This is a genomic window from Bartonella taylorii 8TBB, assembly GCF_902825155.1.
GTDB classification, from domain to species: domain Bacteria; phylum Pseudomonadota; class Alphaproteobacteria; order Rhizobiales; family Rhizobiaceae; genus Bartonella; species Bartonella taylorii_A.
In genome coordinates this window covers 383,071-405,327 of the sequence record NZ_CADEAG010000001.1, presented here as the reverse complement: position 1 = coordinate 405,327, position 22,257 = coordinate 383,071, and the positions used below count along the sequence as shown (strand labels likewise).

Genomic DNA, 22,257 nt, shown 5'->3' with positions numbered 1-22,257 from the left:
ATGCCACGTTTTAAACTCACCCTTGAATATGATGGCTCAAATTACGCTGGCTGGCAGCGCCAAACAGACCTCCGCACCATACAAGGAGCTCTTGAGCAAGCTATTTTTCACTTTTGCGGCCAACAACGAACTATTACGACAGCTGGCCGAACGGATGCAGGTGTGCATGCTACGGGGCAAGTTGCACATGTTGATTTTGAAAAAAATTGGCACACGCACACTATACGTGATGCGCTCAATGCGCATTTACGAAAACAAGGAGAAGATATTTCGATTTTAAATGTACAAAACGTCCCTGATGACTTTGATGCACGATTTTCTGCAATCAAACGTCATTATCTTTTTAAAATTCTCAATCGCCGCTCACCACCAGCTTTAAACGCCAAACGTGTGTGGTGGTTGCCAAAACCCCTTAACGCTGAAGCCATGCATGAAGCTGCCCAAAAACTTATAGGGCAACACGATTTTACCACTTTCCGCTCAGCCCATTGCCAAGCCAAAAGCCCTATTCGCACCCTTGAACGCCTTGATGTTCAAAGAGAAGGAGAAGAGATTTTTCTCTATGCACAAGCCCGCTCTTTTCTTCATCATCAAATTCGTTCATTTGCAGGAAGCCTCATGGAAGTTGGTATCGGTCGCTGGACAACACAAGATCTTGAAGCAGCTCTTCATGCTAAAGATCGCACACGTTGTGGTGTTGTAGCACCACCTTCAGGACTTTATTTGACCAAAGTGGAATATTAACTATCCTGCAAAAGTTACTTCTTAAAAAGCAATTAAGGAAGCTTATAAAAGGAACGGATTTCTTCAAAAGCCTCCGCTGCGGTATCGACAAATGTCATCAGGGTGAGATCAGCAGGAGAGATCGTACCTTGTGCTGATAAATAATCGAAATTAATAACGTTGTCCCAAAATTCTTTGCCAAACATTAAAATTGGAACCTGTTTCATTCGCCCTGTTTGCATTAAAGTTAAAGTTTCAAACAACTCATCCAAAGTACCAAACCCTCCAGGGAAAACAGCCAATGCCTTCGCCCGCATTAAAAAATGCATTTTACGCATTCCTAAATAATGAAAATTAAAACATAAATGCGGAGTCACATAAGAATTAGGCATTTGCTCATGCGGCAAAACGACATTTAAGCCAATCGTTGGTGCACCAACATCAGCGGCACCACGATTTCCTGCTTCCATTACCCCTGGTCCTCCCCCCGTGACAACCACAAATTCACGATACTCCGTCGTAGCAGAATAGCGTGAACACAAACGCGCAAATTCCCTTGCTTCATCGTAATAATGTGACATAGCATGTAGATTTTTCTTTTGCGTTTCATTTTTTGCTGCCCATGCTGCTTGCCCAGATTCTGGAATACGCGCACCACCAAATAAAACAATTGTTGATTGAATATTATATCCCTGAAGTACTATTTCTGGCTTTAAAAACTCAAGACCAATGCGTTGTGAACGTAACTCCGGACGCATCATAAACTCTTGGTCGATATACGCCAAACGATAAGTAGGTGAATGCATTTGTGCTGAATCAGGAACTTCATACACCTGTTGTAGAGCATCTTTTACATGGAGAAGTGGCGCCCAATTTTTTTGTTCTTTTCCTCTTTTTTCCTTGTAACCTTTTTTCATGCACTTGTCCTACTTCCTCATCGTTTTATTGACTGAAAACATTTCTTCGCGTAGGTCATAAAGAATAAATCTTGAAGCTTTCAACTTGTTTAACGGAAACTTTGATCATGACCCATCTCACACAACTTGAAATGATTATTGAAAAAGCATTTGATGATCGCGATTCTATCGATATTATCACAAAGGGTGAAATTCGTGAAAGTGTTGAATATGCATTAAACCTTCTTGACAAAGGTGAAGTCCGTGTAGCGGAACGCCAAAAAAATGGACAATGGCATGTTCACCAATGGTTAAAAAAAGCCGTCCTTCTCTCTTTTCGGCTCAATCCTATGCAAATTATTGCTGGGGGGATAAATGGAACATATTGGTGGGATAAAGTCCCTTCGAAATTTTCTGGTTGGCAAGAAGCTGACTTTAAAAAAGCTGATTTCCGTTCTGTTCCTGGAGCAATTGTACGCTATTCTGCCTATATTGCTCCCAATGTTATATTGATGCCATCCTTTATAAATCTTGGTGCTTTTGTCGATGAGGGAACAATGGTTGATACATGGACTACTGTTGGTTCCTGTGCACAAATTGGCAAACATGTTCATCTTTCTGGTGGCGTCGGTATCGGAGGTGTTTTAGAACCACTGCAAGCAAACCCAACGATTGTTGAAGATCATTGCTTTATCGGTGCACGCTCTGAAGTTGTTGAAGGTTGTATTATTCGTGAAGGTGCAGTTTTAGGGATGGGAGTTTTTATTGGAAAATCTACAAAAATTATTGATCGTACAACAGGCGAAGTTTTTATAGGCGAAGTGCCTGCCTATTCCGTTGTAGTTCCAGGCTCTCTCCCTGGAAAACCATTACCAAACTGTGCAGTAAGTCCAAATCTTTATTGTGCTGTCATAGTGAAACGCGTTGACCAAAAAACACGAGAAAAAACATCTATTAACGATCTTTTGCGTGATTAAAAATACTCTTCTAAAGCCTTAAAAATCAACACAATACAAAAACGCTTTCAACGAAAGAAATTTCATTATTTACTCATTTTAAGCGCTTGAATAAAAGCCGATTGTGGAATTTCTACTTTTCCAAATTGGCGCATTCGTTTTTTACCTTCTTTTTGCTTTTCTAAAAGTTTGCGCTTACGCGTCACATCACCCCCATAGCATTTAGCCGTTACATCTTTACGCAAAGCACGAATTGTTTCACGCGCAATAATTTTACCCCCAATTGCTGCTTGGACTGGAATCTGAAACATATGTTGAGGAATAAGATCTTTTAGTTTTTCGCACATAGAACGCCCGCGCCTTTCCGCAATAGTGCGATGCACAAGCATCGACAATGCATCAATAGACTCTCCATTCACTAAAATAGACATTTTAACTAAATCGCCTTCTGCATAATCCGTCATCTGATAATCGAAGGAAGCATAACCCTTTGAGATTGATTTTAAACGATCATAAAAATCAAAAACAACCTCATTCAGTGGCAAATCGTATGTCACCATCGCACGCGTCCCGACATAGGACAAACTAACCTGTATCCCTCGCCGTTCTTGGCAAAGTTCTAAAATTGATCCAAGATAGTTATCAGGAGTCATAATAGTAGCCCGAATCCATGGTTCTTCAATGGAAGAAATTTTAACAATATCAGGCATATCTGCTGGGTTGTGTAATTCTTTAACAGAACCATCATTCATATTCATACGATAAACAACTGAAGGTGCTGTCGCGATTAAATCCAAATTAAACTCGCGCTCTAACCGCTCTTGAATAATTTCAAGATGAAGAAGCCCTAAAAATCCACAACGAAAGCCAAACCCTAAAGCCGCAGATGTTTCCATTTCAAAGGAAAAGCTTGCATCATTTAAGCGCAGTTTGCCCATGGCTGCACGTAAATCTTCAAAATCAGCTGCATCAATGGGAAAAAGTCCACAAAAAACAACAGGTTGCGCAGGTTTAAACCCAGGTAACGCTTCTTCACAAAAGCGGCGTTCTTCCGTAATGGTATCACCAACCCGTGTATCAGCAACTTCTTTGATAGAGGCCGTTATAAAGCCAATCTCCCCTGGTCCTAATTCATCAACTTGGATCATTTTTGGGGTAAAGACTCCAACCCGTTCAACTGGATATTTTGCTCCTGTACCCATCATGCGGATAGTTTGACCTTTTTTCAATATACCATCAATCACCCGCACCAAAACAATAACTCCAAGATATGCATCATACCAACTATCAACTAACATCGCTTTTAAGGGCTCGTTAACATCGCCAGTACGTGGAGGTGGCAATTGCATCACAATTGCTTCTAAAACATCAGGAACCCCTAAACCTGTTTTTGCTGATATTTCCACTGCCTGAGATGTATCGATGCCTATCACATCTTCAATTTGTTCTTTAACACGCTCAGGTTCTGCCGCTGGAAGATCAACCTTATTGAGCACAACAACCAATTCATGGGAATTATCAATAGCTTGATAAACATTCGCTAACGTCTGCGCCTCTACACCCTGACTCGCATCCACTACCAAAAGTGAACCTTCACAAGCAGCCAATGAACGCGAAACCTCATAAGCAAAATCAACATGACCAGGCGTATCAATAAGATTTAAAATATAGGTTTCACCACTCTTCGCTTTATAGTGCAAACGTACCGTTTGTGCTTTAATAGTAATTCCACGTTCACGCTCAATATCCATGGAATCAAGCACTTGCTCTTTCATCTCACGTGACTCAAGCCCTCCCGTCATTTGAATCAAACGATCAGCTAAAGTTGACTTTCCATGGTCAATGTGTGCCACGATGGAAAAATTACGGATATAATTACGATCTACAGTCATACGGGCGATTTAGCAAAGAATAGCACAAAACGCAAAGACCAATTACACCTCTTTGAAAACCTTTCAAGAAAATATAAATGAAAAGAGCTTCTCAAAACACAACTCCCCATAACTTAAAAAATGAAGCTTTTGTTTGCTAAATGCAATGCCCATGATTAAAAGTGATGCTCTTCATTTTTTCATATTCGTTGATCTTATCACTCAATATGCCCGTACAATATTAGAAATATGTATAAAATTCAGACTTGTAATAAAATTTGCAAAAAGCGCTGTTTTCTATTTTTACACAATAACTCGCTTTTTTTATCAATTTTATACAAAATAAAAAAAACTATACTCTTTAAGGAGCTTCTTCTTTTAAAAGTGAAAAAGCACCTAGAGCCTCTTTAACTTCTTTGAAAAAAAGCAAAAATGGAATCTCTTCAAACAAAAACATCACAAAATAAAATCATGACAGAAGAAAGCAAAGTTAATCAGTTTTTTCTCACTTTATCTTTTTTCCGCCATTGTGAAGGTTGTAATTCAGCCACGACAATCCCAATCAAGATGAGCACTCCCCCAAACAAAGCCAAAGGAGACAAACGCTCACCAGCTAAACGCCCAACAATGCCAGCCCATACAGGTTCACCCGCGTAAATGAGTGTTGCACGTGTAGGCGAAATAGACTTTTGTGCCCAATTCATCGCCAATTGAATGATAGCACTCATCAATGCCAATCCTATACCGATACTCAGCCATACCCACGAAAATTCAGGAATGCTTTCACCCATCAAAGGCATACAAAGAAATGACAAAAGACCACTAAAAAATAACTGCATAATCGTTACACGCCGGCTATCAACCTTGTTAGCAAACATTCCAATGAGTATAACCTCTGCAGCAATTGCTAAAGCACCTAACAAAGTGAGAATTTCACCTTTTGAAAAATCAAAACTTCCCGGCTTTTGACCAGAAATAAGTACAAGACCAATAAAAGCGAAAATAATACCAATCCAACAAGCTAAACGGGGTGGCTTTTTAAAAACAATCCATTGCAATATTGGAACTATAGGGACATAAAGCGCCGTAATAAAAGCCGACTGACTACTCATAATGGTTTGCAGTCCCATAGCTTGCAAAGCGTAACCCAGAAACATTCCCAAACCAATAGCCATTCCAGCAAAAGTTTCATAAACAGTTATATCTTTCATAGAGCGCCAAAAAATTGCCCCACATATAAGCGATGCAATAATAAAACGAAATCCCACAAAAAAGAGAGGACCGCTATAACGTACTGCGATATGAATTACTAAAAATGTAATGCCCCACAATATTGTTGCAATAAATAATGCTAATTCTGGCTTGCTTAATAAAGGATGTTTCAACTGTTTTATATTAGTCATGAAAGGTTTTTCTCCTCCAATTTTTCCGTATATCTTATGGAACAATAAGCGTTCCCGCTCCCTGTTCGGTGAACAGCTCTAGCAAGACAGAATGGGGAGTTTTGCCATTTAGAATAACAACACCTTCGACACCATTTTGAAGGGCTTTCATACAAGTCTCTACCTTTGGAATCATACCATCTGAAATTGTTCCATTTTTGATAAGATTTTCAGCTTCAGAAATTGTCAATTTCTTTAAAAGTTTACCCTGTTTATCTAAGACACCAGAAACATCTGTTAGAAACAAAAGGCGTTTGGCCTCTAATGCACCGGCAATGGCTCCAGCAAAAATATCAGCATTAATATTATAGGTTTTACCATCGCGACCTGGAGCTACAGGAGCAAGAACTGGAATCATTTCAGAACATGCCAAAAGATCCAGTAATGTGCGATCAACTTCAACAGGTTCACCAACAAATCCCAAATCTAAAACACGTTCAATATGTGAATCGGGATCAATTATAGTTTTATATGCCTTTTCGGCAAAAACCATATTGCCATCCTTGCCGCACAACCCTATTGCCCATTCACCCTCTGCATTGATGAGAGCGACTATTTCCTTGTTTATGGAGCCTGCCAAAACCATTTCAACCACTTCCACAATCCGCTCATCGGTTACGCGTAAACCATTTTCAAACCGTGACTCAATTCCCATTTTCATCAAAATTTCTGCAATTTGAGGACCTCCACCATGAACAACAACGGGATTAATTCCTGATTGCTTCAACAGAGCAATATCACGCGCAAACGCTCGCCCCAAAGCAGGATCACCCATAGCGTGACCACCATATTTTACAACGACGGTTTCATTTTCATATTTTTGCATATAAGGTAAAGCAGACGATAAAAATGCTGCTTGTTTTTCAAAAACATCTGCAACATCGTTTTCAACATCATCCATTGAAGGGCCTCCTCATCACTTTTTACCCTTTCTTAGTAAAGTTTAGGAAAAGTGAAACCAAATTTTAAAACAAGTTTTACTTTATCCATCCTTCTGAAAAACGTCCTTTTTCCTTTAAATTACCACCAAAGTAATAACGAGATGAAAAAAAGCAGCTTTCTTAAAAAGAATTATCATTTAAAAATTAAACAAAATAGGCGTAAAAAAACGCCATTGTTTTATGACCTCATGTATAAAACTTGGAAGCAGAATTCAGAATAATTTTTAAGCCACGCTGTACACTTAACTCAGTGATTTTACCCTATGGATCTTTAACAATGAATATAGATATATACAATCATTGATTTTATAGGATGAAAATAAAATTTTATAATGATTATCATTTTAACTTAAATGCGCCCCCTCATGCAGAGATATTCTCTCCATTTCTAACCACTTTTTATGATGAATCAATAAAAACCGCTCGCTTACACATTACAAGTGGTATTGGCATGTAGATAAAACCGTTAAAAAAAGACTAAAAATATTTCTTATGAACCATCTCAATGTACAAATAGCTATAATACTAGAAACTAGCAAATAAATGATAACACCAGCCAGTACAGCGCTACATCAAAAAACCTGTAGCACAATATAGTTCTGTACCCTTAGACTATACAAAATTCCTTGAAGAGAGCTGTAAAATCATTCAATTTTTTCTTCTGTTCGTTATAGCCCTAGTAGCTGAAGCCATATACAGATAACGACAGAAAAACATCTTAAAAAGATCTAACCGTTTTTTCTTTAAGAAAGAAAAAATGTTCATTTTTCCAAAAATTGCTATGCACATTCATTAATTTTGTCCCGAGATATTTTCAAAAAATTCTTTCATACGTGAAAAAAAACCGTGCGCTTGTGGTGAATTCTCATGATTTGAAAGCTTCTCAAATTCTTGCAATAATTCGCGTTGCTCTTGTGTCAGTTTTTGTGGTGTTTCAATAGTGATATGGATATAAAGATCACCTCTTTCTTGCTGACGACGCAACATGGGCATTCCTTTTCCCCTAAGGCGGAACTGACGCCCATTTTGTGTCCCTTCTGGAACCTTAACACGCGCTTTGACACCACTAAGGTCAGAAACCTCAAACTCACCTCCTAAAGCAGCTTTCACCATCGAAATAGGAACACGACAATGAAGATCTGCCCCTTCTCGCTGAAAAAACTCATGCGGTTTAACAGAAAGAAAAATATAAAGATCACCGCTAGGACCACCACGAATGCCAGCGTCTCCCTCACCAGAAAGACGAATACGCGTACCATCTTCAATACCAGCTGGAATATTCACGCTCAATGAACGGTTTTTTTCCACCCGTCTTGTTCCCTGACATTTTGGGCATGGGTCCGTAATGGTTTCGCCACGTCCATGACATGCAGGACATGTTCGCTCAATAGAAAAGAAACCTTGTGCAGCACGCACACGACCAGATCCATGACAAGTTCCACAAACTTGCGGCTTAGAACCCTTTTTCGCACCTGATCCTTCACAGATATCACATGTAACAGAACTCGGAATATTAATTTGTGCGGTTTTTCCTGAAAATGCTTCTTCCAAAGTCACTTCCATATTATAACTTAGATCAGCACCACGCTCGCGCCCATCATGACGCTTACGGTGTGCCCCTCCCATAATTTCGCCAAAAAAATCTTCGAAAATGTCGGAGAATCCACCGCTGGCAGCAAAACCACTAAAGGGATTTGCTCCCTCGCGGCCATTATTTTCAAAAGCTGCATGACCAAATCGGTCATAAGCAGCACGTTTTTGAGGATCTTTCAGGACTTCATAAGCTTCACCAATTTCCTTAAATTTTCGTTCTGCTTCTTTATCCCCTGCGTTGCGATCAGGATGATATTGCATTGCCAGCTTACGAAAAGCAGATTTCAACTTTTTATCATCACATTCGCGAGTCACGCCAAGAATTTCATAATAATCTACTTTCATCATGTATTCCTGATAATTTTTCGTCATCCATCTTCATGGATAAAATATTTGTTTTCAATTTATATTTTTAGCAAAAAAGTTGCAACTCATCTCAAATAACAAAGCCCAGCCTTATATCTCAAAGGCTGGGTTTATTAATTAATCAATACATTTGCTTACACTATTTCTTCTTGTCATTAATTTCTTCAAAATCAGCGTCGACAACATCATCATCCTTAGTATCTGTTTCGGTGTTATCTGTTGCTGCTTGTGAAGCTTCATACATAGCCTGTCCGAGCTTCATACTCACTTCTGCTAATTTCTGCATTTTTGCTGTTACTTCTTCAGCATCTGAGCTATCAAGTGCAGACTTCAAATCAGATATTGCAGTTTCAATTTGGCTCTTATCTTCAGCTGATACCTTATCACCATATTCTTTTAGCGATTTTTCAGTTGTATGGATAAGAGCTTCTGCTTTATTTCTCGCTTCAATACCTTCACGGCGCTTTTTGTCTTCAACCGCGTGCTCTTCTGCATCCTTTACCATTTTTTCTATGTCAGCATCACTTAAACCACCTGATGCTTGAATACGGATTTGATGCTCTTTACCAGTTCCTTTATCCTTAGCCGAAACATTTACAATGCCATTCGCATCAATATCAAAAGTAACCTCAATTTGAGGCATACCACGCGGCGCTGGTGGAATACCAACAAGATCAAATTGAGCTAGTAACTTGTTATCGTTAGCCATTTCGCGTTCACCTTGGAAAACACGAATAGTCACAGCATTCTGATTATCATCAGCTGTTGAAAAAACTTGTGATTTTTTAGTTGGTATAGTGGTATTGCGTTCAATGAGACGTGTAAAAACGCCACCCAATGTTTCAATACCCAAAGATAAAGGCGTTACATCCAAGAGCAATACGTCTTTTACATCACCCTGCAATACCCCCCCTTGAATAGCAGCCCCCATTGCGACAACTTCATCGGGATTAACACCTTTGTGTGGATCTTTGCCAAAGAAGCTCTGCACAACTTCTTGAATCTTTGGCATACGTGTCATACCACCCACTAAAACAACTTCGTCAATCTCACCCGCTTTCAATCCTGCATCTTTCAACGCGGCTTTACACGGCTCAATAGTGCGTTGGACCAAATCATCAACGAGAGATTCGAATTTCGCCCGAGTCAATTTCATTGTTAAATGCTTGGGACCAGATTGATCTGCCGTAATAAATGGCAAATTGACTTCAGTTTGTTGTGAAGAAGAAAGTTCAATCTTTGCTTTTTCTGCCGCTTCTTTTAAACGCTGCAATGCTAATTTATCATTTTTTAGATCAATGCCTTGTTCTTTCTTAAATTCATCGGCAAAATAACCGACCAAGCGCATGTCAAAATCTTCACCGCCCAAAAAAGTATCTCCATTGGTCGACTTAACTTCAAAAACCCCATCTCCAATTTCCAACACAGAAATATCGAATGTACCGCCACCAAGGTCATAAACAGCAATGGTTTTTCCGTCTTTTTTATCCAAACCATATGCCAGAGCAGCAGCTGTCGGCTCATTGATAATCCGCAAAACTTCAAGCCCAGCAATTTTACCTGCATCTTTAGTAGCTTGACGTTGTGCATCATTGAAATACGCAGGAACCGTAATAACCGCTTGCTCAACTTTTTCACCAAGATAAGACTCTGCCGTTTCTTTCATCTTTTGCAAAATCATAGCGGAAATTTGTGATGGAGAATATTTTTTACCCGCTTCTTCAACCCACGCATCACCATTGTCACCTTTAACAATCTTATAAGGCACAAGTGCTTTATCTTTTTCAACCATGGGGTCATCAAAACGACGGCCAATCAAGCGCTTAACTGCAAAAACCGTCCCTTCAGGATTCGTAACCGCTTGCCGTTTAGCAGGTTGCCCAACAAGCCGCTCTCCCCCATCAGTAAAGGCAACAACAGAAGGTGTTGTCCGCGCTCCTTCTGAATTTTCAATAACCCTTGCGTTTTTGCCATCCATAACAGCGACACAAGAGTTAGTTGTCCCCAAATCAATACCAATTACTTTTGCCATATTATAATCTCCATTCCAGCAAGCTACCTCAACCTTTATCAAGCATTTTTCTAAGACAGCTCCTCATAACACTTAAAGCCTGCATCTCACTTCAAATTATACAAACAATAAACTGCAAGTCGCAACAAGCCTTTCTGCTCCGTATATAAGAACAGGCTCTTATCGCTACAAGAGAATAACGAGAGAAACATTCTCAAAATAAAATTTTTCTTTAAAAATAGGCATTTTACTTAAGTGCAAATGCCCTCTATACTAAGAATACGAACATCATAGCATATCTTCCTTACAATGTTCATAATAATATATTGTCCTATAAAAATTGGCAAAATAAAGGTAATAATTACACATTTCCCCTTAGTCTCTCATAGTCACATGAAATTCTGATAAGAGAACTTTCTTACAATATTGCCATAAGTAAATGACTTATACCACAAATATCACGACTTCCTTAGCCAAACCTCTATAGTAACTACCATATCTTTATACGACCAATAGATGTGATGTGTCTTATATCACCTACCTATAGTGTTAAACCTTATCTTTCCAAATATAGCGTTTACAAAGATATTTTTTGTTAATCTACCCTTAACAACTCTACTTCCGAGCCCCTAATTGCTCTCTGCTATTTGAAGACCACGCTTTCAATGCCTCGACATGATCTTTTCTTTATATGCATATGAGATTTGCAAATATACTAAGAATGCCTTCTTCGTTTTTAAATGTACCGTCACTTTAAATCAGATCTATGCTTTTCTATCCTTATCCATATAACCCTAGTAATTGTTTCTTTTATTTTGAACAAAAACTCTGCTAAAAATAAAAGGAAGCATTAAAAAGTGAATCTGATGAAGGAGGGTAAATCAATGATGACATTTATCATCGAGGAAACAAAAAAGCTCGTATCTGAGTATACAACCCACACACAATATCCATTTAAAAAAGCTATCATAAATGTCGTGTGTGCTCTTTTCTTTGCTTGCATAACTCTATCCGCAACCGCTCAGCAATATAAAGTTGGAGACATAGAAATCCTTCATCCCTGGACACGCGCAACACCTAGAGGTATAAAAGTTGGCAGTGGTTATCTCTACATCATTAATCACGGTAATACCCCAGATCGTTTGATTTCTATTTCAACAAAAGGAGTACAAACAACAGAAATCCATTCTATGGCAGTCGTTAACGATATCATGAAAATGGAAAATATGCATCATGGCATTGAAATTCCAGGTAATGGTGAAATCACCCTTAAGCCTGGGGGTGATCATATTATGTTCATGGGGCTTTCACAACCATTCAAACTAGGTGACAAAATTAGCGCAAAATTGACGTTTGAAAAAGCAGGAACTGTTGACATTGATTTCTCTGTAAACGCTATGGTAGGAAAATCACCTCCCAAATCAGCACCTACAAATTAAGTTCTTTTATCATTACTTATATCGATAAATGAGAAGTATGGAAATTTTTTCAGCACTTCTCATTTTTATTTAATGCTGTGAAATATACTGTAAAAAAATAAAAAACTTATCTTCTGTCTTATTATTTAAGCGCGGTTAAGTTCAGGAATACGCAAAACTTGCCCCGGATAAATTTTATCTGGAGATTTTAGCATTGGCTTATTCGCTTCAAAAATAAAGGTGTTTTTATCACCCTGCCCTTTTCCATAAACTTCTTCGGCAATTTTCCAAAGATTATCACCAGATTTAACCTCATAAAAGCGAGAAGCCTTCACAGGCGCAGTATCTGCAATCTTTAATTGGTCAATATCAACAGAAGAAATACCCTGCGAATTGCCAACAACCAAAAGTGCTTTTTCAAATGTTTCCCTATCTGGAACCTCACCACTTAAAATAGCTTTACCGTTTTCAACCTGTATATTTACTTTTTCCGTGCCCAATTGAAAATTATCAAATGCAGCTTTAAAATCTTTTTCTTCTGGCTCATGATCGCCAATACCTAGCTTTTCACCAACCGTTTTTATAAAATTAAAAAATCCCATTATGGCCTCCTTTGCCTGCAGTGGAAGTAAATTTTTTACACATATATCACCACACTCTTTTCTTTGCCCTTTAAAAGAAATAGGCAGTTTTTCTAAACTTCAACAATCAAAAACAAATCTGTTCAATTATGGGACAAATATAACCATAAATGTTGATAAAAAACGCCTTTATAAAAATTTTCTCTCAAGCAAAGGGATCTTAACACGCGCAAAAACATTATAAAATTGCAAAGATAAAACAAGCTTTTACCGCAAAAATGAAAGGGTTTTTACTTTGCTACAATTTGTATCATATTTGTTTTGCAAAAAAAATGTGAACTCCCATATAAATAGCGTGAGTAGTTTGCTACCACGACAATAGAAAGGTCTAAGAAGCCATGAAAGATACACCAGCAATCACGCAAACGATTGTACTTGTTGATGATGATCGTAATATCTTGACATCTTTATCTTTTGCGCTTGAGACAGAAGGCTATCGGGTTGAAAGTTATACAGATGGAGCATCTGCCCTCAAAGGTCTAACACTTCATCCTCCACATTTAGCTATTTTTGATATTAAAATGCCCCGTATGGATGGAATGGAACTTTTGCGCCGATTGCGTCAAAAATCTGATATTCCAGTTATTTTTCTTACCTCTAAGGATGATGAAATCGATGAGTTGTTTGGTCTTAAAATGGGCGCTGACGATTTTATTACCAAACCTTTCTCTCAACGTCTTCTCATTGAGCGCGTAAAAGCTATTTTGCGCCGTTCTAATGCACGTAATCAACCGCTCGTAACGGGAGCCTCCCCCACCTCTTCTCTTAAACGCGGAGATCTTGTGATGGATCAAGAGCGCCACACCTGTACATGGAAAGATAAACCTGTTATACTGACCGTCACAGAATTTTTGATTCTGCAGACTCTAGCACAAAGACCAGGAGTTGTAAAAAGTCGTGATGCCTTGATGGATGCTGCCTATAGTGATCAGGTCTATGTAGATGACCGTACCATCGATAGCCACATTAAACGTCTGCGTAAAAAGTTTAAACAAGTGGATGATGACTTTGCAATGATTGAAACACTTTATGGTGTAGGCTATCGTTTCCACGAAGTGTGAATCTGTTTTGTCGCAAAAGTTTGAATGGCGATCAAATCTATGGCAAAAGATACTCAATTGGAAACTTTACAAAAGACAACGCCAAATGGAACAATTTTGACATTATTTCCTATGTTTGTGCATTTGTATCTTAGAGTACAACGTCTCCTCAGACAGCTGTTTTTTTCCAGTCTTACACGCCGTATTGTTATGTTAAATATTGCCGCCCTCGCTGTTTTGGTTACGGGTATTCTATACCTTAATCAATTTCGTGATGGCTTGATTGAAGCGAAAATCAAAAGTTTATGCACCCAAGGAAAAATTATTGCTGGAGCCATTGCCGCTTCTGCAACGGTAGATACAAATTCTATCCTCATTGATCCCCAAAAACTTTTAGAATTACAGGCTGGAGAAAGCGTTACGCCTGCACCCCAATCAACTGATTCTTGGGACTTTCCCATTAATCCTGAACAAGTTGCTCCTCTTTTACGACGCCTCATTACACCCAAAACAACAAGAGCACGTATCTATGATCGTGATGCTACTCTCCTTCTTGATTCGCGTGTTCTTTATTCTAGTGGCGAAGTTTTTAGTTATAATTTGCCCCCACTTAAAACTGAACAAAATATGTGGGAACGCCTCACTTCATGGTTTTCAAGCAAATTTTATAGCAATGGTATCACTCTTGATAGAGAGCAAATAAAAAACAGCAGTATTGCTTATCCAGAAGTATACCGAGCATTAAATGGGTCTCTTGCTACTGCCAAACGGCGCAACAGGCAAGGCCAATTAATCGTTTCTGTTGCCGTACCTGTTCAACGCTATCGTGCAGTGGTGGGAGCACTTCTTCTTTCTACCACCGGTTCAGATATTGACAATATTGTAAAGGGCGAAAGACTGGTTATTTTTAAAGTCTTTGCCGTTGTAGGCAGTGTGCTTTTAGTACTTTCTCTATTTTTAGCCCACACGATTGCGCATCCCTTGAGCAAATTATCTGCCTCTGCCAACCGTGTGCGTAATGGCAATAATAAGCGCATAGAAATTCCTGATTTTTCAATGCGTGAAGATGAAATTGGTCACCTTTCAACCTCTATTCGTGATATGACCAATGCCCTCTATGCGCGTATTGAAGCCATTGAGCGTTTTGCTGCTGATGTAAGCCACGAATTAAAAAATCCACTTACATCATTACGGAGTGCTGTTGAAACACTCCCCTTGGCTAAAAATGAAGAAGCGCAGGAACAATTGTTTGAAATTATTCAACATGATGTGCGTCGTCTTGACCGTTTGATTACTGATATTTCTGATGCCTCACGGCTAGATGCAGAGCTTGCTCGTGAAACTGCACAAATTGTTGATATAACACTGCTTTTAGAAAGTCTTGTTCATGCTGTTCAGGAAGTATATCATAATAGGCAAACCATTGATATAAGCCTTAAGATTGTTCCACGTCCTCATGGAAAAACCTATCTTGTGTTGGGACATGAACTTCGTTTGGGGCAAGTTATTTCCAATATCATTGAGAATGCGCGTTCCTTCATCCCCTATAATAATGGTAAAATTTCTATAACTATGAAAAGTCATGCTTCAACTCTCATTTTAACCATCGAAGACAATGGTCCTGGTATTCGCTCAGAGAATATTGAACGTATTTTTGAACGTTTTTATACTGATCGGCCAAATGAAGATACTTTTGGTCAAAACTCAGGCCTTGGCCTTTCTATTAGTCGGCAAATTATAGAGGCCCATAATGGAACAATTACAGCCGAAAATATTGTTGATCCTAAACTTGGAAATAATAAAACTGGTGCACGTTTTATTATTACGCTTCCCTTAGCTAAATGAATCTTTTATCCAAAGCAAAAGGTATGAAGACAAAAAATGAAATACTACACGCAAACTGCCTTCAACTGGGAGGAAAGGGGCTTTTAATTATAGGCCCATCTGGATCAGGAAAATCAACCCTTACCCTTTCTTTGCTCGACCGTGCTGAATGGTCAAAACGTGAGGCAAAACTTATTAGTGATGATTACACTGTGCTCCGTGTAGAAAATGGAAAGCTTTACGGATACACTCCAGAAGATTTGCAAGGTGGTATTGAGATTCGCGGTGTTGGTCTTTATACGATAGAGTTTGAAAAACAAACGGCTATCGATTGCGTTATTCTGCTCGGTCCCGAATATGAGCGTTTTTCCACAAATCAAACTTTTCAATTTGCAGGTGTACATATTCCTCTTTTAAAACTCCCTAGCCTTCGTGAAGCCGACTGTACAGCTATCTGTCAAGCTATAGAAGCATTCTTTTTTAGAAAAATATGGTGTAAATCTGTATAATTTTTTTCCAAAAATAAAAAAAGTCATTATTTTTGCTTTTTTTGCAAATTTTTCTTGGCAGCAAGATAAAGCCTTGTAAAATATGTTTCCCACCAATATGGTCGGATCTTTAGTTAACAGGAGTTTGTGTAAATGATTGGACTCGTGCTTGTAACGCACGGTGAGTTAGCTGTTGAATTTCTACATGCAGTGGAACATGTTGTTGGAACACAAGAAAAATTCGCAACAATATGTATCCATCCTGATGATGATATAGATCAGCGCCGTGGTGATATTATAACCGCAGTTTCCTCTATAAGTACAAACCATGGTGTTATCATATTAACGGATGTGTTCGGTGGAACACCATCAAATATAGCTATTCCTGCTATTGAAAAAGGGCGCGTTGAAATGATTGCAGGAGTTAATTTACCTATGCTCATTAAACTGATTTCTATTCGACAATGTCCTGATATTTCGTTATCAGAAGCTTTAAGAATAGCGCAAGAAGCAGGACGTAAATATATTAATGTACCAGTATGATTTTTATAAGCGGATAATGAAACACTGATGTTTTCTAAAGATACTCTCCCATGTATAAGTCGTCATTTCAATATCTGTAATAAGCGTGGGTTGCATGCACGTGCCTCTGCGAAATTTGTCCAAACTGTTGACAATTTCAACGCCATTGTTGAAGTTGAAAAAGATGGAAAAATCGTTGGCGGTTCATCAATTATGGGACTTATGATGCTAGCAGCCTCTCCTGGTTGTAATCTCATCATTCGTGTTTCGGGACCAGAAGCAACTGATGCTCTTGATGCTCTTGAAAAACTTATCAATAATAAATTTGGAGAAGAGAATTAAAGTTTCTCCCTCAAAAAAGACGTAAGATCATCTCTGAAATAAGCAAAAACTTCTCACCAATTATTATTTTGATTGGCTTCTTTGCTTTTCTCTTAAAAGTATCAGTATTCGTAATGAATTGTGTTATGGTTATCATAAGCGTGAATGTTTGTAGCAATTGTGTCGTGTACTATGGTTGTGACCACAATCTAACACATATGCTTAAATATTTGAAAAAAAGAGAAACATTCACCTTTTGCTGAATATGCCAGCTTTTAAGCTGCTTTAGACAAATATAAAGATAATCACATAAATCAGAAGTTTATCAACTTCTCTTTGTAATAAAACGCACGCAAATATAGCTTTTGTTGGCATTATAACCATTCTTTTAGATTCATAAACTTTACACAATTTAATTATTTTAGACATTGTTTTTCTACATCATCGTCTTATACTTAGCAGTATGCGCTTTACGTTCATTGTTCGCCATCGCATTTGTAGTGGCATTTTTTCGCTGTAAGGAGATACCATGAACCGTTTGTTTAGTGCTCTTCAGATTCCCCAACAAACAACAGAAGCACTCATGTCGCTACAAAATGGCTTGCCGAACGCGCAGTGGATAAACCCGCAGAATTTTCACATCACTTTGTCTTTTTTTGGTGAAATTGAAAGCTCCCTAGAAGATGAAATTATGCGTGCTTTCGATACAATAAAGCTCCCACCTTTTGTGCTACAAACAAAAGGTTTTGAGGTTTTTGGTTCAGAAAATGCACCGCATTCCCTTGTTGTTCGTATTGAGCCTTGTGAAACTCTTAGCCTTTTACATGAAAAGATGCAATGTATTCGGAGCAGCGTGCACTTAACGCCTGACGAAAAACCATTTACTCCGCATATTACTCTTGCGAGATTGCTCGATATTAAACCTGATGATCTTCCTTCTTATCTGTCTTCTCGAGGTGATTTTTTGTTTCCTCCTTTTAAGGTTGATCATTTTGTTTTATTTTTGTCGCCATCTCCTTCAAGCGATGCTCCATACATTGTAAAAAGAAGCTGGGTACTCCAAGAATAAAAGGAGGTTTTTAACATCCTTTAGAACTCTCTTTGACAGAACATCTCACGAATGTAGCACTTACGCATAGTACTACATTTTTGCGCTGTGGGTATATTTTTGAGGCATCTTAAGCTGAATCAGATTTAACAGAAACTTCTTTTGCTCCTCCTTTGGCTACACCCACTATAGCTGGACGCAGAACACGTTCACCAATAATGTAACCTGCCTGAACAACTTGTTGAACAGTGTTATCTGGAACATCAGAATTAGGAATTTCAAACATCGCTTGATGAAAGTGAGGATCGAATTTTTGCCCTTCTGGATAAATTTTCTGTACTCCGTGACGTTCCAACGCTGCTATCATTGCACGCTCAGTCATTTCGACGCCCTCCGCTAGTGTTTTCAAACCAGCATCATTCTCCTTTGCACCTTCCGGAATAGCCTCTAAAGCACGATTGAGGTTATCAGAAACAGACAACATGTCACGTGCAAAATTAGCAATTGAATAAGCCTTTGCATCCGCCATATCACGCGCAGTACGACGACGTAGGTTTTCCATATCTGCAGCAAGACGTAAAAGCTGATCTTTCAGATCTTTATTTTCGTTTTGCAAAGCAGTTAAGGGATCTATAAACTCATTTTCTTCCTCTGCAACCTCTGCGCGGGCCTCTGCTTCACGCGTTTTCAAAAACTCATCCGCCGCTTGTTTAAGTGCATCACGATCAGCTGGATTTTTCAAATCGCGATTTTCAAATGACGCATCAGTAAATTTGTTTTTTTCTTCAGACATAAAAATTCCATTCCTTCATAAGATTTGTTATTCTCGATATCGAAATTTTGCAGACAAAAATCAAGGGGGTATTTACATATCTTAATACAATGAGCGTTTATAATACAAATGTTCACCTGAACGTTTTAACGCAACAGTTGTGATACAAGTTGAGCCGTATAATCAACCATGGGTACAATCCTTGCGTAATTAAGCCGTGTGGGCCCAATAACTCCTAAGGCGCCAATAACCTTTTGTTTTGAATCACGATAAGGTGCCACCACTAAAGAAGAACCAGAAAGCGAAAACAATTTATTTTCTGAACCAATAAAAATACGAACTCCCGAACCTTCATCCGTTAAATCAAGAAGCTGCGCCATACTTTCACGCGTTTCAAGGTCATCAAACAGATGTCGTAACCGCTCTAAATCTTCTTCTGCTTTCACATCTTCAAGCAAATTACTGCGCCCGCGAACAATAAGGTGTACTTTATGGTCAGCATCTTCTCCTCCCCAAAGAGCTAACCCCGTTTCAACAAGATGATGAGATAAATGATCAAGGGCAGCCCGCGTTTCTGAGCATAAACGTGCAATTTCTTCTTTAGCTTCACTCAATGTACGTCCCTGAATATGGGCATTGAGAAAATTCGTTGCCTCTGTCAATTGTGCATGGGTAACACCTTCCGGTAAATGAACAATACGATTTTCAACCTCACCTTGTTGAGTCACTAAAACGGTGAGAGCATGCTCTCTATCAAGGCGCACAAATTCAATATGCTTCAACGTCCCTTCATGTTTTGTTGCTAAAACAAGGCCTGCCCCACGTGAAAGATCTGAAAGAACGCGACTCGCTTGAATGAGAAAATGTTCAACAGATTGTGCATGACCAGCCTCCTTGACTTGCGCTTCAATACTTTCACGCTCCTCGTTTGGCAAATCACCCGCTTCCATAAATGCATCAACAAAAAATCTTAACCCTGATTGTGTTGGCATTCGTCCCGCAGATACGTGCGGTGCATAAATCAAACCAAGATGTTCGAGATCACTCATCACATTGCGAATCGTAGCAGGTGACAATGTCTGTTGCAAAAGCTTTGAAAGATTTCGTGATCCTACAGGTTCACCATCATTAAGATAAGCTTCAACAATATGGCGAAAGATGTCACGCGAACGCTCATCAAGATATTTTAGTTCCTCATCAATAGGTTTGTGCTTCATTAAAACTCATTCATTACTTTGAAAATATTTCTCTCTTATATAAGTTTTGCTAAGGTTTGGTCAAATAGGCTAAAGTAGCGCAAAAGCATATTATATATTATTATAAAAAATGCTATCATCAAAAAAGGGATCAGTTATAAGTCTTTTTAATCATTATTCTCACAAAATATTAAAGATTTTATTTGAATGGGATATCAGTAAAGCAAAAAGATTGTATTGCATAGAATCTAGCAGAACTCGTATATATTGGTGTTTAAGCTGGTTTTTAGCACAAACTATCCCCCTTTTCATTTCTGGAGAAATGTATATGAGAAGCATAGCAACAGAAAAACTCGTCATTGCCACACATAACACCGGAAAATTACATGAAATTACCACATTGGTCGCTCCTTTTGGTTTAACGATACAATCAGCAAAAGAGCTCGGATTACCGGAACCAAAAGAAACGGGAACAACATTTGAAGAAAATGCCTACATTAAAGCTTTTGCAGCAGCAAAAAATACAGGACTTCCGGCTCTTTCTGATGATTCTGGCATGGAAGTGGATGCATTGGGTGGTGCACCAGGTGTTTATACAGCTGACCTCGCTCTTCAACCCGATGGCACACGTAACTTTTCAAAAGCTATGCAAAAAGTAGAAGACGAACTCCAAAAAGTTGGAGCACATGAAAAAAGCCAACGGAAAGGTCGATTTATATCAGTCATCTGTATTGCATGGCCCGATGCTCATGCAGACTATTTCCGTGGGTGCGTTGAAGGTACTTTCATTTGGCCACCACGTGGAGACAAAGGTTTTGGCTTTGATCCTATTTTTTTACCAGATGGATATGAAAATACCTTTGGTGAAATGTCAACAGAGCAAAAGCATGGCTGGAAGCTCAATGATAAAGCACCCCTCTCGCATCGTGCGCGTGCTTTCAAGCTTTTAGCAGAAAACCTTTTAACGCTCTCATGAATAAAGCTTTTGGCATTTATATTCATTGGCCTTTTTGCGCTACTAAATGTCCTTATTGTGACTTTAATTCACACGTTCGCGTCCGTGGCGTTGATCAACCACGCTTTGTAACCGCTTTTGAACGCGAAATAGAAACGCAATATCATAAAATAGGTCCACGTCATATTACAAGTATCTTTATTGGTGGGGGTACACCCTCTCTTATGACCCCTCACACTGTTGATGCTTTATTGCAAGCACTTGCAAAAAAGTGGACGGTCGATGATAAAGTTGAAATCACACTGGAAGCCAACCCATCAAGCGTAGAAGCAGAACGCTTTCGTGGATACAGAGCAGCGGGAGTTAACCGCTTATCCTTGGGTGTACAAGCACTCAATGACAAAGCACTACGACAACTTGGCCGTCTCCATGATGTGAAACAGGCTCTTGACGCTATTGCTTTGGCGCGGAAAATCTTTCCACGTTTATCCTTTGATCTCATTTATGCTCGCCCCGAGCAAACACTCGAGCAATGGAAAGATGAGCTTTTTCAAGCTATTGACTTGGCAGCAGATCATCTTTCTCTTTACCAACTGACTATCGAAGAAGGAACAGCTTTTAAACGGCTTCATGCCGCAGGAAAGCTTATCCTCCCCGCTTCAGAACTCGCAGCAGACCTGTATCATCTTACCCAAGAAATAACTACTACACTTGGACTTCCAGCTTATGAGATCTCAAATCACGCAATCCCCGGTGCCGAATCAGCACACAATCTTCTCTATTGGCGTTATCATGAATATGCAGGCTTTGGTCCGGGAGCTCATGGTCGCTTTATTGAGCATATACCGAATCATTCCTCTGCCTCTTCAAAAGCACTTTCCTTTCCCATTGAAAATCATGAACGTTATGTCACAATAAATGAAAAATATCCTGAACATTGGCTTAAACTAGTAGAAACTACGGGGCATGGCTGTGTTGAAACAGAACACTTGACCAGAGAGCAACAAGCAAATGAAATGCTTCTCATGGGCTTGCGTCTTTGCGAAGGTTTGAATCTTACACGTTATGAAACCTTAAGTCCCAAGGGTTTACCAATGGAAAAGCTTATCGATTTACAACAACAAGGGCTAGTAGAAATGCTAGGAAATCAGCGCTTAAAAGCGACAAACAAAGGACGCATCCTTCTTGACCACATTATCAACCAATTGGCAAACTAAAATCTTTATGGCTCTA

20 protein-coding genes are annotated in these 22,257 nt (G+C 39.0%); 11 read left to right on the top strand and 9 right to left on the bottom strand.

The window, feature by feature from the left end:
* Positions 1-744: a tRNA pseudouridine(38-40) synthase TruA gene (gene truA / locus J7R13_RS01835; RefSeq protein WP_208437205.1), complete on the top strand. Its 744-nt coding sequence runs from the start codon at positions 1-3 to the stop codon at positions 742-744.
* 32 nt (positions 745-776) lie between these two features.
* Here the strand turns inward: truA and J7R13_RS01830 are convergent, their stop codons facing one another.
* Positions 777-1,640, bottom strand: coding sequence for an LOG family protein (locus J7R13_RS01830; protein WP_208437204.1), 864 nt, complete (start codon positions 1,638-1,640; stop codon positions 777-779).
* Between the two features lie 107 nt (positions 1,641-1,747).
* Between J7R13_RS01830 and dapD the strand changes: the two genes are divergently transcribed.
* Positions 1,748-2,596: a 2,3,4,5-tetrahydropyridine-2,6-dicarboxylate N-succinyltransferase gene (gene dapD, locus J7R13_RS01825; protein WP_208437203.1), complete on the top strand. Its 849-nt coding sequence runs from the start codon at positions 1,748-1,750 to the stop codon at positions 2,594-2,596.
* Positions 2,597-2,661: 65 nt separating this feature from the next.
* On the opposite strand, the gene lepA is transcribed toward dapD, so the two are convergent.
* The 5 genes from lepA to dnaK form a co-directional block, all read right to left on the bottom strand.
* On the bottom strand, positions 2,662-4,467 hold the full coding sequence (gene lepA / locus J7R13_RS01820; protein ID WP_208437202.1) for a translation elongation factor 4: 1,806 nt from the start codon (positions 4,465-4,467) through the stop codon (positions 2,662-2,664).
* Positions 4,468-4,940: 473 nt separating this feature from the next.
* Positions 4,941-5,849, bottom strand: coding sequence for a DMT family transporter (locus tag J7R13_RS01815; protein WP_208437201.1), 909 nt, complete (start codon positions 5,847-5,849; stop codon positions 4,941-4,943).
* Positions 5,850-5,883: 34 nt separating this feature from the next.
* Positions 5,884-6,789 (bottom strand): acetylglutamate kinase, encoded by a 906-nt coding sequence (gene argB, locus J7R13_RS01810; protein ID WP_004858187.1) that lies wholly within the window; start codon positions 6,787-6,789, stop codon positions 5,884-5,886.
* Between the two features lie 832 nt (positions 6,790-7,621).
* A complete protein-coding gene (gene dnaJ / locus J7R13_RS01805; protein WP_208437200.1) occupies positions 7,622-8,767 on the bottom strand; it encodes a molecular chaperone DnaJ in 1,146 nt (381 codons plus the stop codon).
* 160 nt (positions 8,768-8,927) lie between these two features.
* Positions 8,928-10,820, bottom strand: a complete 1,893-nt coding sequence (gene dnaK / locus J7R13_RS01800) for a molecular chaperone DnaK (RefSeq protein ID WP_208437199.1) — start codon at positions 10,818-10,820, stop codon at positions 8,928-8,930.
* An 863-nt stretch (positions 10,821-11,683) separates the two neighbouring features.
* Here dnaK and J7R13_RS01795 point away from each other — a divergent pair.
* Positions 11,684-12,238 carry a copper chaperone PCu(A)C gene (locus J7R13_RS01795; RefSeq protein ID WP_208437198.1) on the top strand — a complete coding sequence of 185 codons (555 nt, stop codon included), beginning with the start codon at positions 11,684-11,686 and terminating at the stop codon, positions 12,236-12,238.
* Between the two features lie 125 nt (positions 12,239-12,363).
* On the opposite strand, the gene lysM is transcribed toward J7R13_RS01795, so the two are convergent.
* Complete coding sequence (gene lysM / locus J7R13_RS01790) at positions 12,364-12,819, bottom strand: peptidoglycan-binding protein LysM (protein WP_208437197.1); 456 nt, start codon at positions 12,817-12,819, stop codon at positions 12,364-12,366.
* Positions 12,820-13,196: 377 nt separating this feature from the next.
* On the opposite strand from lysM, the gene J7R13_RS01785 reads away from it, so the two are divergent.
* The 6 genes from J7R13_RS01785 (at position 13,197) to thpR (ending at position 18,122) form a co-directional block, all read left to right on the top strand.
* Positions 13,197-13,919, top strand: a complete 723-nt coding sequence (locus J7R13_RS01785) for a response regulator transcription factor (RefSeq protein ID WP_208437196.1) — start codon at positions 13,197-13,199, stop codon at positions 13,917-13,919.
* 39 nt (positions 13,920-13,958) lie between these two features.
* Entirely contained in the window at positions 13,959-15,743 is a 1,785-nt protein-coding gene (locus J7R13_RS01780; protein WP_208437195.1) for a sensor histidine kinase, read from the top strand.
* Positions 15,744-15,766: 23 nt separating this feature from the next.
* Positions 15,767-16,231 carry an HPr kinase/phosphatase C-terminal domain-containing protein gene (locus J7R13_RS01775; RefSeq protein WP_208437194.1) on the top strand — a complete coding sequence of 155 codons (465 nt, stop codon included), beginning with the start codon at positions 15,767-15,769 and terminating at the stop codon, positions 16,229-16,231.
* Between the two features lie 132 nt (positions 16,232-16,363).
* Complete coding sequence (locus tag J7R13_RS01770) at positions 16,364-16,753, top strand: PTS sugar transporter subunit IIA (protein WP_208437193.1); 390 nt, start codon at positions 16,364-16,366, stop codon at positions 16,751-16,753.
* 27 nt (positions 16,754-16,780) lie between these two features.
* Positions 16,781-17,074, top strand: a complete 294-nt coding sequence (locus J7R13_RS01765; protein WP_208437192.1) for an HPr family phosphocarrier protein — start codon at positions 16,781-16,783, stop codon at positions 17,072-17,074.
* A gap of 508 nt (positions 17,075-17,582) precedes the next feature.
* Positions 17,583-18,122, top strand: coding sequence for an RNA 2',3'-cyclic phosphodiesterase (gene thpR, locus J7R13_RS01760; protein ID WP_208437191.1), 540 nt, complete (start codon positions 17,583-17,585; stop codon positions 18,120-18,122).
* A 109-nt stretch (positions 18,123-18,231) separates the two neighbouring features.
* Here the strand turns inward: thpR and grpE are convergent, their stop codons facing one another.
* Positions 18,232-18,894, bottom strand: a complete 663-nt coding sequence (gene grpE, locus J7R13_RS01755; RefSeq protein WP_208437190.1) for a nucleotide exchange factor GrpE — start codon at positions 18,892-18,894, stop codon at positions 18,232-18,234.
* Positions 18,895-19,019: 125 nt separating this feature from the next.
* On the bottom strand, positions 19,020-20,090 hold the full coding sequence (hrcA, locus tag J7R13_RS01750) for a heat-inducible transcriptional repressor HrcA (protein WP_208437189.1): 1,071 nt from the start codon (positions 20,088-20,090) through the stop codon (positions 19,020-19,022).
* Between the two features lie 307 nt (positions 20,091-20,397).
* Between hrcA and rdgB the strand changes: the two genes are divergently transcribed.
* Positions 20,398-21,045, top strand: coding sequence for an RdgB/HAM1 family non-canonical purine NTP pyrophosphatase (gene rdgB, locus J7R13_RS01745; RefSeq protein WP_208437188.1), 648 nt, complete (start codon positions 20,398-20,400; stop codon positions 21,043-21,045).
* Entirely contained in the window at positions 21,042-22,241 is a 1,200-nt protein-coding gene (gene hemW, locus J7R13_RS01740) for a radical SAM family heme chaperone HemW (protein ID WP_208437187.1), read from the top strand. The genes rdgB and hemW overlap by 4 nt, the downstream gene beginning before the upstream one ends.
* Positions 22,242-22,257: the final 16 nt, after the last annotated feature.

Bases quoted from the DNA above. Each gene is read 5' to 3' on its own strand.
- lysM (WP_208437197.1), bottom strand. From the start codon at position 12,819: ATGGGATTTTTTAATTTTATAAAAACGGTTGGTGAAAAGCTAGGTATT.
- grpE (WP_208437190.1), bottom strand. From the start codon at position 18,894: ATGTCTGAAGAAAAAAACAAATTTACTGATGCGTCATTTGAAAATCGC.
- J7R13_RS01795 (WP_208437198.1), top strand. From the start codon at position 11,684: ATGATGACATTTATCATCGAGGAAACAAAAAAGCTCGTATCTGAGTAT.
- truA (WP_208437205.1), top strand. From the start codon at position 1: ATGCCACGTTTTAAACTCACCCTTGAATATGATGGCTCAAATTACGCT.
- J7R13_RS01770 (WP_208437193.1), top strand. From the start codon at position 16,364: ATGATTGGACTCGTGCTTGTAACGCACGGTGAGTTAGCTGTTGAATTT.
- J7R13_RS01830 (WP_208437204.1), bottom strand. From the start codon at position 1,640: ATGAAAAAAGGTTACAAGGAAAAAAGAGGAAAAGAACAAAAAAATTGG.
- lepA (WP_208437202.1), bottom strand. From the start codon at position 4,467: ATGACTGTAGATCGTAATTATATCCGTAATTTTTCCATCGTGGCACAC.
- J7R13_RS01815 (WP_208437201.1), bottom strand. From the start codon at position 5,849: ATGACTAATATAAAACAGTTGAAACATCCTTTATTAAGCAAGCCAGAA.
- hemW (WP_208437187.1), top strand. From the start codon at position 21,042: ATGAATAAAGCTTTTGGCATTTATATTCATTGGCCTTTTTGCGCTACT.
- dnaJ (WP_208437200.1), bottom strand. From the start codon at position 8,767: ATGAAAGTAGATTATTATGAAATTCTTGGCGTGACTCGCGAATGTGAT.
- J7R13_RS01785 (WP_208437196.1), top strand. From the start codon at position 13,197: ATGAAAGATACACCAGCAATCACGCAAACGATTGTACTTGTTGATGAT.
- thpR (WP_208437191.1), top strand. From the start codon at position 17,583: ATGAACCGTTTGTTTAGTGCTCTTCAGATTCCCCAACAAACAACAGAA.
- argB (WP_004858187.1), bottom strand. From the start codon at position 6,789: ATGGATGATGTTGAAAACGATGTTGCAGATGTTTTTGAAAAACAAGCA.
- hrcA (WP_208437189.1), bottom strand. From the start codon at position 20,090: ATGAAGCACAAACCTATTGATGAGGAACTAAAATATCTTGATGAGCGT.
- J7R13_RS01765 (WP_208437192.1), top strand. From the start codon at position 16,781: ATGTTTTCTAAAGATACTCTCCCATGTATAAGTCGTCATTTCAATATC.
- J7R13_RS01780 (WP_208437195.1), top strand. From the start codon at position 13,959: ATGGCAAAAGATACTCAATTGGAAACTTTACAAAAGACAACGCCAAAT.
- dnaK (WP_208437199.1), bottom strand. From the start codon at position 10,820: ATGGCAAAAGTAATTGGTATTGATTTGGGGACAACTAACTCTTGTGTC.
- J7R13_RS01775 (WP_208437194.1), top strand. From the start codon at position 15,767: ATGAAGACAAAAAATGAAATACTACACGCAAACTGCCTTCAACTGGGA.
- rdgB (WP_208437188.1), top strand. From the start codon at position 20,398: ATGAGAAGCATAGCAACAGAAAAACTCGTCATTGCCACACATAACACC.
- dapD (WP_208437203.1), top strand. From the start codon at position 1,748: ATGACCCATCTCACACAACTTGAAATGATTATTGAAAAAGCATTTGAT.